The organism is Alcaligenes faecalis, assembly GCF_041521385.1.
Classification (GTDB): domain Bacteria; phylum Pseudomonadota; class Gammaproteobacteria; order Burkholderiales; family Burkholderiaceae_B; genus Alcaligenes; species Alcaligenes faecalis_E.
The window spans coordinates 3,027,597-3,040,002 of the sequence record NZ_CP168006.1; the positions used below are offsets into that span (position 1 = coordinate 3,027,597).

The following is a 12,406-nucleotide window of genomic DNA, read 5'->3' on the forward strand; positions in this document are numbered from 1 at the left end:
AAAAGCTCAGGCCTGGCTAAAGTCAGCCAGAATATCGCTGCCTTCAATACGCAGCGGATAGACCTTGATATCCACCGTGGCCGGGGCGCTCATGGCCTTGCCGGTTCGCAAACAGAACTTGGCCTGATGCAGGGGGCATTCCACACAACCGTCTTCCAGATAGCCGTCGGACAGCAAGGCGTATTGATGGGTACAGACGTTGTCGGTCAGATGGAACTCGTCGTCCAGTTTATGCAGGGCCAGTTTCTTGCCCTGCCAGTCGATTGCCAGGGACTCTTCGTTATCGATGGCATCGGTTTCGGCAATTTTTATCCAGTTCAAAGTCGTCTCCAGTTTGTACTTTCAATTAATCAGTATACTGTATAAATTATAAAATAAAATATCGTTTTTATAGGGGATTGCGCTAGTTTAGGTTTAAGCTATTGATGGTGCTTTCCTTTATCCCATCAAGGACATGCGTCAGTAGTTTCCCTGCTTGACCAAAAATTAATTAATCAGCACACTTACTATTATTGAGGCGGTGAATGTGAGTTTTACAGCGCAGTAACACCGCTTTGAATGTCCGTTTGGCCCCTTGGGGGGACGGCTTGGCAAGGTTCAGGCAGTTGCTGTCCGGGCCACCAGCCAGACTGGCGGGCAAACTACCCAGGCCCCTATCGAGCAAGGGGTGTCAATACATTAAAAAATACAAAGAGGTGAGTGATGGAGCGTCGTAGTTTTTTGCTGAAATCGGCAACGGCCGCGGGTGCCGGCCTGGCAGCGGTAGCCGCCCCTGCAATCGCACAAAGCAGCCCCACCGTGCGCTGGCGCATGTCCACCGGCTGGCCCAAAAGTCTGGACACCATTTACGGTTCGGCCGAAGCACTGTGCAACCGTGTCAGTGAACTGACCGAAGGCAAATTTGAGATCCGGCCATTTCCGGGCGGTGAGTTGGTTCCTTACGCGCAGAATATGGATGCCATCAGCAATGGCACCGTCGAGTGCAACCACGTGCTCAGTACTGCGTTTGTGGGCAAGAACACCGCCGTGACCTTTGACACCGGCCTGTCTTTTGGCATGAACGCCCGTCAGCACAATTCCTGGATTCATTTCGGTGGCGGTCTGGAGTTGCTGCGTGACATGTACAGCCAATACAACATCGTGAACTTTGTGGCCGGTAATGTGGGCGTGCAAATGGGGGGCTGGTTCCGCAAGGAAATCAAAGACCTGGAAAGTCTGCAAGGCCTGAAAATGCGTATTGGCGGTATTGGTGGCATGGTGCTGTCCAAACTGGGGGCCGTACCCCAGCAGATTCCCCCCAGCGATATTTACTCCTCGCTGGAAAAAGGCACGATTGATGCAGCCGAATGGATTGGTCCTTACGACGATGAAAGGCTGGGCTTGAACAAAGTCGCTCCTTTTTACTATTCCCCTGGCTGGTTTGAAGGCAGTGCATCCTTGACTTCCATGGTGAACAAAGAGGCCTGGGAGGCCCTGCCTGCCAATTTCAAGGCTGCCTTCGAGACGGCCTGTAACGAGCAGACCATGCTGAGCCTGGCCAAATACGATGCCTTGAACCCCGGCGCCTTGCGCAAATTGGTGGCTGACGGTGCCAAGCTGCGTTACTTCCCTAAGGATGTCATGAAGGCGGCTTACGACAAGTCCCAGGAACTGTGGAAGGAATTGTCGGAAAGCAACGCCGATTTTGCCAAGATTTATCCAGGCTGGAAGGCCTTCCAGGAGCAGGAAGCCAGTTGGTTCCGGGTTGCTGAAAGCGCCCTGGACAACTTCACCTTCAGCGAGTTGGGCAAGCGCAGTTAAGCAGCACATTCTTAAGGTAGTGAAATGAGTCAGCACAGTCACCCGTCAAGCCTGGGTGGCCAAGGAGTAGGTGCGCGTATTCTCCGCAAGGAGGATGCGCGCCATCTCAATGGCCAGGGCAACTTCATCGGCAACATGAGCATGCCAGGGCTGCAGGAAGTCGCCTTCCTGCGCAGCCCCATGGCGCATGCCCGAATCCGTCAGATCAATATTGAAGACAGCGCACGCGCGCAGGTTATTACCCGCGCCGATATGCCGGACTGTCTGGATATTTACGCCGCTTCCACTTTGCCTAGTTACCAGGCCTCCAGCATGCCGCCGCTGGCCTCGGGCAGTGTGCGTTATGTGGGCGAGCCGGTTGCCTTGGCCTTTGGTGAAAGCCGCGCCGTGGCCGAGGACGTTCTGGAGGAGATCGAAGCCCTGTATGACGAGTTGCCAGTGTACGGCAGCGTGCCGGCCTCGCTGGCCGCGCAGGGCGATCTGCTGCATGAAGGTTGGCAGGATAACGTGTTTGTGACCTTGCGCTCAGACATTGCGTTTGAAGAGCATGCCGCCCGTGCCGACCGCGTGATCGAGCACTCTGTCAGCCTGTCGCGGCAGTGCATGTTGCCCATGGAAGGCAAGGCGGTGTTGGCCTATTGGGATTTCCAGGCTGATCAACTGGTGGTGTATTGCGGCAGTCAAATCCCGCACATGCACCGTACCGGCATTGCCCAGTTCCTGGGTATGGATCAGGCTCAAGTTCGTGTGATTTCTCCCGATGTGGGCGGCGCCTTTGGTTATAAATGTGTGCTGCATCAGGAAGAGCTGTGCGTGGCCTGGTTGGCCAAGACTTTCCGCAAGCCGTTCCGCTTTATGGAAGACCGTCGTGAGCATTTGATTGCTGGCGCCAATACCCGTGAACACCAGTACCGCCTGAAAGCTCACATCAGCCATGAAGGCCGCCTGCTGGCGCTGGATGCTGAAATTGATATTGATGGCGGCGCGTATTCCGTCTGGCCCTTTACCGTGGGTCTGGAAGTAGGCCAGGCCTTGGGCAACTTGCCCGGTCCTTACGATTTCCGTGGTTACCGTTGCCGCACGCGCGGTGTGGGCACCAACAAGCCAGGCTTCATGCCGTATCGCGGTGTTGCCCGTACGGGTGTCTGTCTGGCCATTGAGCAGATGATGGATCAGATCGCCTTGGCGGTCGGTAAACCCTCCTGGGAAATTCGCTTGATGAACCTGGTGCAAGGCGAGCAAATGCCTTACGTCAACGTGGCCAACAAGCATTACGACTCGGGCGATTATCCAGAAAGCCTGCGCCGCGCTTTGGCCGCAGTGGATGTGGATGCTGTGCTGGCCCGTCAGGCCAAAGGTGAGCCTGATGGTCGTTTGATTGGTTTGGGGGTGGCGTCCTACACCGAGCAGTCCGCACACGGCACCTCCGTGTTCGCCAGTTGGGGCACAGCGGTGATTCCTGGTTTCGATCAGGCGTTTGTCCGCATGACTCCGGACGGTGGTCTGGAAGTGCGCGTGGGTGTGCACTCGCATGGTCAGGGTATGGAAACGTCTTTTGCCCAGATCGCCAGCGAAATTCTGGGCATCCCCGTAGCCAAGATCAAAGTGGTGCACGGTGATACCGGCCGCACGCCATTCTCTACCGGCACGTATGCCTCGCGCTCCTTGGTGATGTCCGGTGGTGCGGTATCGAAGGCCTGTAAAACGCTGCTGCCACGCGTGCGCAAGATTGCCGCGCATATGCTGAAAACCGATGTGGACAGCATGCAGCATCAAGGCGACATCTTTAGTGCTGATGACCGTCAGGTCAGCATCGCTCAAGTGGCTGATGCCTGGTACATCAACCCGCAGCATTTGCCCGAGGATGTGGACCCGCAAGGTCTGGAACTGTCCGTAGGCTACAAACCCAAAGTCGATACTGGCAGCTTCACTTACGCCAGCAATGCTGTGGTGGTGGCCGTCGATCCAAACACGGGTGGCGTGGAAGTGCTCAAGTACGTGGTGGTGGAAGACTGCGGCGTCATGATCAACCCCATGATTGTGGAAGGCCAGACGATTGGCGGGATTGCCCAAGGGATTGGCACCGCCTTGTACGAAGAAATGCCTTATGACGAGTTTGGCCAGCCGCTGGCATCGACCTTGGCCGACTATGTGATGCCCGGTGCTTGCGAAGTGCCCAATATTCATATCGAACACATGGAAAGTCCGTCGCCCAATACGGAGTTTGGTGCCAAGGGCATGGGCGAGGGCGGCGCAATTGCCCCTCCCGCCGCCATCATGTCGGCCATTAACAATGCCTTGCGCTCTACGGGAGCCCAGGTCTCGCATACGCCCGTAACACCGCATCGACTGCTGAGCGCGATTCGCGCCGCCGTGCAGCCCGCCAATCAGCAAGATCAACAGCCCGTGTCGGAGGTTCAGGCATGAAGGCCGCCAAGTTTGAATACGAACAGGCCCAGAGCCTGCAACAGATCCAGGATGCCTATGGCAGCGACCCTTCTGCGCTGCGCTTGATGGGCGGCAGCCAGTCCCTGGGACCTATGTTGAATCTGCGTCTGGTACGTCCTGGTCGTGTGCTGGATGTATCGGCCGTGCCCGAGCTGCGTCAGGTCACGGCCATTAAAGGACAGGTGCGTATCGGCGCAGCCGTGACCCACGCCCAGATTGAAGATGGCATTTACGAGCCGCTACGCGGTCACATGATGCAGAAAGTGGCCGGTCGCATTGCTTACCGGGGTGTACGCAATCGTGGCACCTTGGGGGGCAGTCTGGCTCATGCAGATCCGGCGGCCGATTGGGTGCTGACCTGTGTCGCTTTGGGCGCATACATCAATGTGCGTGGGACCCAAGGCAACCGTACTGTTCCCATGAGCGAATTCATGCTGGCTGCTTACACCACGGTGCTGGAAGCCGGTGAGTTTATCGAGTCCGTAGACGTGCCTGAAGTGTCCGGTTCGGCCCGTTGGGGTTACTACAAATTCACCCGCAAAGTGGGCGAGTTTGCCGATGCCAGTTGTGCCTGCTATTTCGATCCGGCCACACGCACGGCGCGAGTTGTGATTGGTGCCATGGAAGGCGCCCCGCGCTCCTTGCCCGAGCTGGCCGTAAAAGTGGCCGTGCAAGGAGCAGCCGTCCTGGAAGGGGACACGATTGCAGCGGCTTTGCAGCCGTATCTGGCACAACGGGATCAGGCCCATCAGGTGCTGTTCCGTACGGTCGTAGAGCGCAGCCTGAAGCAGGCGCTGGGCGTGAAAGGGTAAGACATGGCAGAAATCTCGATTCAAGTTAATGGCCGCCAGCAAACGCACGAGGCCGAGCCGCGCACCCATCTGGGTGATTTCATCCGCGAGAAAAGCCGTTTGACTGGCACCAATCTGAGCTGTGAGCACGGTGTGTGCGGCGCATGTACGGTACTGGTGGATGGCCGTCCGGTGCGCTCCTGCATTACCTTTGCCGGTGCCTGCGATGGCCACGAAGTGACCACCGTAGAAGGCTACGACGACGACCCGATCATGAGCCGTTTGCGTACCGCTTTCTCGGAAAAACACGCCTTGCAATGCGGCTTCTGTACGCCCGGCATGTTGGCCACCAGCCGTGATATTGTGCTGCGCTTGCCCGATGCGGATGAAGCCCGTGTGCGCATAGAACTGTCCGGCAATATTTGCCGCTGCACCGGCTATCAAGGTATTACGGCTGCCATCCTGTCCGTGCTGCACGCCTTGCGCGATCAGCCCGATGCTCAGGTAGACGCTTTGCGTGCCGCTGTGGTGCAGAACGTGCAGCAGGACTGGAACCAGAACGGCTTTACGACGTTTGACGCTGTCCAGGAAGACGTTCAGGCTCCCGCTCCGGTGGCGGCTGCTGCGCCCACCGCGCCCGGTAGTGCTGACAAGGGCAAGGGCCAAGCTATTCAAGGTGGTTTTGATGCCCGCTTCCCGGCTGATCAGGTCTGGGCTTTCATGAAGGATTTGCCCAAGGTGGCGGGCTGTCTGCCCGGCGCGATGATCGAGTCTCAGGAAGGGGCCACGGTACAGGGCAAGATTGCCATCAAGTTTGGCCCCATGTCGGCCGCCTTCAAGGGTAATGCCACGCTGGAAGAAGATAACGAGCGCCGTGCCGCCGTGCTGCGCGGTGAGGGCGTGGACTCCTTGAGCCAATCGCGTGCGCGTGGCGATGTCAGCTTTCAGGTCAATCCGGATGGCGAAACGCGCAGCCGCGTGGAAGTGGAACTGGTGTATTCGCTGCAAGGGCCACTGGCGCAGTTTTCGCGCTCTGGACTGGTTCAGGATTTCGTGCGCCGCATGATTGCAGAGTTCGGCAAGAACGTGAACCTGCGCCTGGAAAAACCGCTGGCCGAAGGCGAGGAGCCCGTGGTGGCCGAGTTCAATCCGGTCAAGATGTTCTTCAGCATTTTGTGGGACCGCTTCAAGGGATTTTTCCGGCGCTCATAAGCGCATAGACGATACAAGACGATAAATAAAACGGGGACAAGGAAGATGACGGGGCGTATCGCTGTGGGCAGGCGCATACGCCTGTCAAACGGGGCCGCCTGCTTGTCAGACGCCTGGGATATGGCTGGCCAAGCCCTACAAAAGAGTGCCACCCGTTTCGGTCTCCGTAGCGTCCAACTAATTTCAACGCAGAAAATCTGGGGGATTGATGCAATTACTACTCAAACTATCAAGGGCGATCGACAGCCTGAATCAGCTCTGTGGCCGAGTGGTCATGTGGGTGGTTCTGTTGGTTGTTGTGATCAGCTCCTATAACGCCTTTGCGCGTAAATTTTTCGATGTCAGTTCCAATGCCTGGCTGGAAGTGCAGTGGTATCTGTTCGGTGCCCTTTTTTTGCTGACGGGCGGCTACACCTTCTTGCGCAATGAGCATGTCCGCGTGGATGTGCTGGCCTCACGTCTGTCTGAGCGCAAACAAATTGTGATCGAAGCCGTGTGTGTGGTGCTGTTCATGTTGCCCGCCTGTCTTGCCATCATGATCCTGTCCTGGCCGGTGTTCATGGACTCCTACCTGACTCAGGAAGTGTCCTCCAACTCCGGTGGTTTGATTCGCTGGCCTGCCAAACTGATTATTCCCATTGGTTTTGCCCTGATTTCACTGCAGGGGGTCTCGCATCTGATCAAGTGCATTGGCTTTTTGCGCGGCGCTTGTCCCAACCCCAACAAGAAGCTGCAAAGCAAAACGCCTGAAGAATTGCTGGCTGAAGAAATTGCACGGCAAGCCCAGGCCACGTTAGCGAATCAACACAAAGGCTGAACCTGATCATGATGGATTTATTTATCGCTAATATGGCGCCGGTGATGTTTGCATCACTGATTGTTTTCTTGCTGCTGGGTTTCCCGGTGGCCTTTGCGCTGGCTGCCAATGGAATGGTGTTCGGTCTGATTGGCGTAGAAATGGGCCTGTTCAACTGGTCCTTGTTCCAGGCGCTGCCGTTGCGCGTATTTGGCATCATGGCCAATGACACCTTGCTGGCGATCCCCTTCTTTACCTTTATGGGGCTGATTCTGGAGCGTTCGGGTATGGCGGAAGACCTGCTCGATACGATTGGTCAGCTATTTGGCTCCATGCCGGGTGGCTTGGCCATTGCCGTGGTGTTTGTGGGAGCCATGCTGGCGGCAACCACGGGCGTGGTGTCGGCGTCGGTCATTTCCATGGGCTTGATCTCCTTGCCTATCATGCTGCGTTATGGCTACAGCCGGCGGCTGGCAACCGGGGTGATTGCGGCGTCAGGTACCTTGTCGCAGATTATTCCGCCTTCTCTGGTGCTGATTGTGCTGGCTGATCAGTTGGGGCGTTCGGTTGGCGATATGTATCGTGGCGCGATGGTGCCGGGCTTGGTGTTGACCAGCTCTTACCTGCTTTACATCGTGATTATGGCTGTCTTGCGCCCCAAGGACGTGCCTCCGATTCCAGCCGAGCATCGTACTTACTCGCAGGCGAATGGGCGCTCGGGTACACGTTCCTTGTGCGTGCTGCTATTGATCTCCTTGGTGGCCGGTTATCTGCTCGATGAGCTCTGGGTGGATCCTGATGGCCCAATAGACGAGAAGGTGGTTATCTGCATCTTGTTGGTAGGCGGTGTGGCCTTTGTCTTGGCCCTGATCAACAAATGGTTGAAGCTGGGCTTGCTGTCGGTGTTGGCCGAACGCGTGGTGTTTGTCATGATTCCGCCCCTGGGCCTGATTTTTCTGGTGCTGGGGACCATCTTTCTGGGTATTGCAACACCCACCGAAGGGGGGGCCATGGGCGCGGTAGGTGCGATTTTGATGGCTGTCAGCCGTCGTCGTTTGAGTATTGATCTGCTCAAGCAAGCCATGGATACCACCGCCAAGCTGTCCTGCTTTGTGATGTTCATTCTGATCGGTTCCACCATTTTCTCGCTGACCTTCCGGGGTGTCGATGGTGACCTGTGGGTGGAGCACCTGCTGCTTGACCTGCCTGGTGGTGAATATGGCTTTCTGATTCTGGTCAGTGTGCTGGTGTTTGTACTGGCTTTTTTCCTGGACTTCTTCGAGCTGGCTTTTATCATCGTGCCTTTGCTGGGGCCGGTGGCCGACAAGATGGGTATCGATTTAATCTGGTTTGGTGTGCTTCTAGCCGTTAATATGCAAACATCCTTTATGCATCCACCATTTGGCTTCTCACTATTTTATTTGCGCTCGGTGGCGCCCAAGGATGATTACATCGACAAAGTGACCAAGAAGAAGATCCCAGGGGTGGCCACTGGCGATATTTACTGGGGCTCCGTACCGTTTATCTGCATCCAGATTGTCATGATTGCCGTGGTGCTGCTGTTCCCAGGCATGGTGACGCATTACAAGGGCACGGGTGTGGCGGTGGATCCGAGTACGGTCAAGATCGAGATGCAGGCTGAATACGGTGCGGACTTGAATCCGTTTGGTGATTCGGGTGACGGCGGCGGTATGCCGGTATTCAAGTAAACACAGGAAAGACAGGAGACACCGATGGAGAGCCTGGATGTCAGGGTATTGCGCCAGTTACATGCGTGGCGCGCACAAGGATGTGACGCTATTTTGGTCACGGTTGTGCAGACCTGGGGTTCGTCCCCGCGTCCAGAGGGCTCCATCATGGCTCTGGAAAAAGGTGGGGCGGTGGTCGGATCGGTCTCCGGCGGTTGTATCGAGGACGATTTGATCCGCGCCTATCACGACCCCAAAGGGGCGGATAAGCGCCTGCATGGCGATGGCCGTCCCCAGTTGTTGACGTACGGCATCAGCGCGGATGAGGCGCATCGTTTTGGTTTGCCTTGCGGCGGGACGATACGGCTGCTGGTGGAGTTCAATCCCTGCCCGGATGCCTTGTCGGAATTACTGGGTTTGCTGGAGCAGCGCCATTTGGTGCAACGCCATGTAGATCTGCACACTGGCCGTGCCTGGGGCAGTGCCACCCGTGTTCCGGCGGCTTTGCACTTAAGCCAGGATTGCTTGTCGGTGACCTTTGGGCCGTCCTATCGGCTCTTGCTGATCGGAGGCGGGCAACTGTCTGAATATGTGGCAACCATTGCCTTGTTCAATGGTTTTGATGTGACGGTCTGTGATCCGCGTAGCGAGCATATTCAAGGCTGGGGCGTAGCCGGGGTACGCGTGGTCAGCGGTATGCCGGATGATGAGGTCATTGCCTGCGTGCCGGATCGACGCACCGCCATTGTGGCCCTGACGCACGATCCCAAGCTGGACGATATGGCTTTGCTGGAGGCGCTCAAAAGCAGTGCTTTTTATGTGGGGGCGATTGGCTCGCGGCGTAATAACCAAAGCCGTCGCGAACGCTTGGCCGAGTACTTTGATCTGACGGCAGAGGAAATCGACAGGCTCAAAGGCCCGATCGGCTTATATATAGGTAGCAAAACCCCGGCAGAAATTGCGGTCAGCATCATGGCCGAGATCATCGCGATTAAAAATGGGGTGGATGTGCCGCGCGAACTGTCGGTAGCCTCTGTCAAGGATAGGCAAGAACAGCAGTCGGCCTAGAGGGTGACTGCCGCGACAGTTCTGTATTCAGACATTTCGCACTAAGATAAGAGAACGGGCGGCGACCCGTTCTTTTTTGTCTCCGGGCCGCCCAAGACCTGACGCCTGCTGTATTCAGCAGGCCGCCAGCGGGTGACAAGCCCGTGCAGCGTAGGGACGTTTTGATTTCTGCCTTGGTGAGCCTTTCATGTCCTTCGTGTCCCAATATGGTTTTTTGCCCTTGAGTGCCCCCCCAGGAAAGCAGGCCCTGTACAGCCCGGCACAGTGTGCCAGCATGGATGCGGCAGCACCGGGTTTCGGAGTATCTGTCGAGCAATTGATGCAGGCCGCCGCCAGTGCAGTGGCGCGTACCGTACAGCGACACTGGCCGCAAGGGGCGGTACTGTTCCTGTGCGGACCAGGCAATAACGGCGGGGATGCCTTGGTGGCCGCGCAAATTCTGCGTGAACAAGGACGCATGGTTTCCGTGTTCAGTCTGGTGGCCCCGTCCGCGCGACAGGGGACAGCAGCCTGGGCGCAAGCTCAATGGCAGGGCCGTTGGGAAAGCCAATGTCCGGACTTTCGACGTTTTTCCGTGGTGGTTGATGGCCTGCTGGGTGCAGGCCTGGATCGTGACGTAGAAGGTGACACTGCCGCCTTGATTCAGTCTCTGGCCGCTTCCAGGGTGCCCGTGTGTGCCATTGACGTGCCTTCGGGGCTGGATGGTGCCAGCGGGCAGGTACGCGGTGTGCTTGCCCCTGCCACGGTGACGGTCAGCTTTGTCCGTTATAAGCCGGGCCATGTTCTGTATCCGGGGCGAGCCCTATGCGGCAAGCTGGAGCTGGCCGACATCGGCATGCCAGCCCCGGCTTTGCAAAACGCCAATACCTGGTTGAATGAGCCAGCCTTGTGGCAGGCTCATCTGCCGCAGTTGGGGGCCCAGAGCCACAAATACACGCGGGGGCATGCCGTGGTCGTCGGGGGCGAACAGATGACCGGAGCCAGCCGTCTGGCGGCTCGTGCTGCGCAACGTGCGGGGGCGGGCTTGGTCAGCATGGTCGTGCCGCCTTCGGTCTGGCCGGTGTATGCCAGTGCATTGGACAGCATCATGGTGGCCCCCTTGGATGACACCCTGACCACGGACGAGCGCATTCGTGCTTGGCTGGTGGGGCCGGGTGCGGGCCTGGGTGAAGAAACCCGCCGCTTGACTTTAGCCTTGCTGGCAACGGGGCGGCCTTGTGTGCTGGATGCGGACGCCATCAGCAGCTTTGCGTCACAGCCTCAGGAGCTATGGGATGCCCTGCATGAGCAATGTGTATTGACCCCTCATGCTGGCGAGTTCGCTCGCGTCTTTGAGGAGGCGCCGGATCGTCTGGAGGCAGCACGACTGGCTGCTACGCAATGTGGTGCCGTGCTGGTTTTGAAGGGGGCGGATACGGTTATTGCCGCGCCGGATGGGCGGGCCTTGATCAATGCCTGCGCGCCGCCCTGGTTGGCGACAGGGGGAAGCGGGGATGTGCTGGCCGGTCTGGTCTGCGGCTTGTTGACTCAGGGGATGCCGGCCTTTGAAGCGGCAGGGGCGGCTGTCTGGCTACACTCACAAGCTGCCCTGGAGTTTGGCCCTGGCCTGATCCCGGAAGATTTGTTAGCCGTGCTGCCACGCGTTTGGCAGCGCCTTTTGTCCAGGGCCTGACACTTATTTGCGTGGGGCGCGCTGATAGGCCAGTGCCACGATCCCGCTCAGGACTACCGCTCCACCCAGCAATTGGGTGGAGTTCAAGGTTTGCTTCAGAATCAGCCAGCCCAGAATCAGGGAGGCCACCGGCTCCATGTTCATGAAGGGCGCATTGCGTGTCATGTCCAGTCGGGGTGCCAGCACAAACAGGGTGACAAAGCCGGTGGTGTACAGCACACAGACCAGCGACAGGGCAATCCAGCCTGTGGCATCGTGGGGCAAGGCAGAACCACCGGGCAGCAGTCCCAGGGGGCTGAGTGCAATCAGGCAGACCAGCGTTTGGCTGATGGTACAGAAACTGCGCACCAGACCAGGCAGAGGGGCCAGTTTATTTTCTGTAACCCACAGACCCATGGCAAACGTCAGGGCCGTCAGCAGGCTACACACCACACCCAGCACCCATTGCCCATCCAGCGTTGCGCCCTGAATCAGGCTGGGAGTGTCCAGCGCCAGCAAGAGGCCAATCAGAATGGCCACCATGATGATGGAGGCCTTGCGAGTCGGCTTGTGCCCGCCCAGGATCCAGGTCAGCAGGGCCAACAAGATTGGGTACATATTGGCCACCAGCAAGGCCAGGGCGACAGGGATGCGGGCGATGGAGGAATAGATCAGCATGCACTGCATGGTGATCAGCGCGCCCAGCAGCAGTTGCCAGCCTAGATACTGACGCGGCACATGCAAGGCTTGTTTGCGCCAGATGAGCAGCATGCTCAAGGCCAGGGTAGCCACGGCCGAACGAAAAATAACCGAGATGATCAGCCCGGTACCATGGTCCAGTGCGACTTTGGCTGCAATATGGTTGGCGGCAAAGGAGCTGCCCAGCATTAACAGCAAAATAATGGCAAGGTGGCGGGGCAGTAAGGCAGGAGATGTGGCGGGGGGCATGCTG

At 57.7% G+C, this 12,406-nt stretch carries 10 protein-coding genes; 8 read left to right on the forward strand and 2 right to left on the reverse strand.

The window, feature by feature from the left end; genetic code table 11:
• Positions 1 to 6 precede the first annotated feature (6 nt).
• Positions 7 to 321, reverse strand: a complete 315-nt coding sequence (locus tag ACDI13_RS13620) for a non-heme iron oxygenase ferredoxin subunit (protein ID WP_316988264.1) — start codon at positions 319 to 321, stop codon at positions 7 to 9.
• A gap of 381 nt (positions 322 to 702) precedes the next feature.
• Here ACDI13_RS13620 and ACDI13_RS13625 point away from each other — a divergent pair, with 381 nt between their 5' ends.
• The 8 genes from ACDI13_RS13625 to ACDI13_RS13660 all read left to right on the forward strand — a co-directional run bounded on the left by ACDI13_RS13625 (position 703) and on the right by ACDI13_RS13660 (position 11,475).
• The gene (locus ACDI13_RS13625) at positions 703 to 1,800 is read left to right on the forward strand and encodes a TRAP transporter substrate-binding protein (RefSeq protein ID WP_316988263.1); all 1,098 of its coding nucleotides are present in this window, start codon (positions 703 to 705) and stop codon (positions 1,798 to 1,800) included.
• A 24-nt stretch (positions 1,801 to 1,824) separates the two neighbouring features.
• On the forward strand, positions 1,825 to 4,227 hold the full coding sequence (locus tag ACDI13_RS13630; protein WP_316988262.1) for a xanthine dehydrogenase family protein molybdopterin-binding subunit: 2,403 nt from the start codon (positions 1,825 to 1,827) through the stop codon (positions 4,225 to 4,227).
• Positions 4,224 to 5,060 carry an FAD binding domain-containing protein gene (locus ACDI13_RS13635; protein WP_316988261.1) on the forward strand — a complete coding sequence of 279 codons (837 nt, stop codon included), beginning with the start codon at positions 4,224 to 4,226 and terminating at the stop codon, positions 5,058 to 5,060. The genes ACDI13_RS13630 and ACDI13_RS13635 overlap by 4 nt, the downstream gene beginning before the upstream one ends.
• Positions 5,061 to 5,063: 3 nt before the next feature.
• Positions 5,064 to 6,251: a 2Fe-2S iron-sulfur cluster-binding protein gene (locus ACDI13_RS13640; RefSeq protein ID WP_316988260.1), complete on the forward strand. Its 1,188-nt coding sequence runs from the start codon at positions 5,064 to 5,066 to the stop codon at positions 6,249 to 6,251.
• A gap of 208 nt (positions 6,252 to 6,459) precedes the next feature.
• Positions 6,460 to 7,068 carry a TRAP transporter small permease subunit gene (locus ACDI13_RS13645; RefSeq protein WP_316988259.1) on the forward strand — a complete coding sequence of 203 codons (609 nt, stop codon included), beginning with the start codon at positions 6,460 to 6,462 and terminating at the stop codon, positions 7,066 to 7,068.
• Positions 7,069 to 7,079: 11 nt separating this feature from the next.
• Positions 7,080 to 8,756, forward strand: a complete 1,677-nt coding sequence (locus tag ACDI13_RS13650) for a TRAP transporter large permease subunit (RefSeq protein WP_316988268.1) — start codon at positions 7,080 to 7,082, stop codon at positions 8,754 to 8,756.
• A gap of 24 nt (positions 8,757 to 8,780) precedes the next feature.
• On the forward strand, positions 8,781 to 9,803 hold the full coding sequence (locus ACDI13_RS13655) for an XdhC family protein (protein WP_316988258.1): 1,023 nt from the start codon (positions 8,781 to 8,783) through the stop codon (positions 9,801 to 9,803).
• 187 nt (positions 9,804 to 9,990) lie between these two features.
• Positions 9,991 to 11,475 (forward strand): NAD(P)H-hydrate dehydratase, encoded by a 1,485-nt coding sequence (locus ACDI13_RS13660; RefSeq protein ID WP_316988257.1) that lies wholly within the window; start codon positions 9,991 to 9,993, stop codon positions 11,473 to 11,475.
• 3 nt (positions 11,476 to 11,478) lie between these two features.
• Here ACDI13_RS13660 and ACDI13_RS13665 read toward each other — a convergent pair whose 3' ends face one another.
• Entirely contained in the window at positions 11,479 to 12,402 is a 924-nt protein-coding gene (locus tag ACDI13_RS13665) for a DMT family transporter (protein ID WP_316988256.1), read from the reverse strand.
• Positions 12,403 to 12,406 lie beyond the last annotated feature (4 nt).

Excerpts from the sequence above, each read along its gene's own strand:
- ACDI13_RS13660 (WP_316988257.1), top strand. The coding sequence starts at position 9,991 with ATGTCCTTCGTGTCCCAATATGGTTTTTTGCCCTTGAGTGCCCCCCCA.
- ACDI13_RS13650 (WP_316988268.1), top strand. The coding sequence starts at position 7,080 with ATGGATTTATTTATCGCTAATATGGCGCCGGTGATGTTTGCATCACTG.
- ACDI13_RS13640 (WP_316988260.1), top strand. The coding sequence starts at position 5,064 with ATGGCAGAAATCTCGATTCAAGTTAATGGCCGCCAGCAAACGCACGAG.
- ACDI13_RS13630 (WP_316988262.1), top strand. The coding sequence starts at position 1,825 with ATGAGTCAGCACAGTCACCCGTCAAGCCTGGGTGGCCAAGGAGTAGGT.
- ACDI13_RS13665 (WP_316988256.1), bottom strand. The coding sequence starts at position 12,402 with ATGCCCCCCGCCACATCTCCTGCCTTACTGCCCCGCCACCTTGCCATT.
- ACDI13_RS13625 (WP_316988263.1), top strand. The coding sequence starts at position 703 with ATGGAGCGTCGTAGTTTTTTGCTGAAATCGGCAACGGCCGCGGGTGCC.
- ACDI13_RS13655 (WP_316988258.1), top strand. The coding sequence starts at position 8,781 with ATGGAGAGCCTGGATGTCAGGGTATTGCGCCAGTTACATGCGTGGCGC.
- ACDI13_RS13645 (WP_316988259.1), top strand. The coding sequence starts at position 6,460 with ATGCAATTACTACTCAAACTATCAAGGGCGATCGACAGCCTGAATCAG.
- ACDI13_RS13635 (WP_316988261.1), top strand. The coding sequence starts at position 4,224 with ATGAAGGCCGCCAAGTTTGAATACGAACAGGCCCAGAGCCTGCAACAG.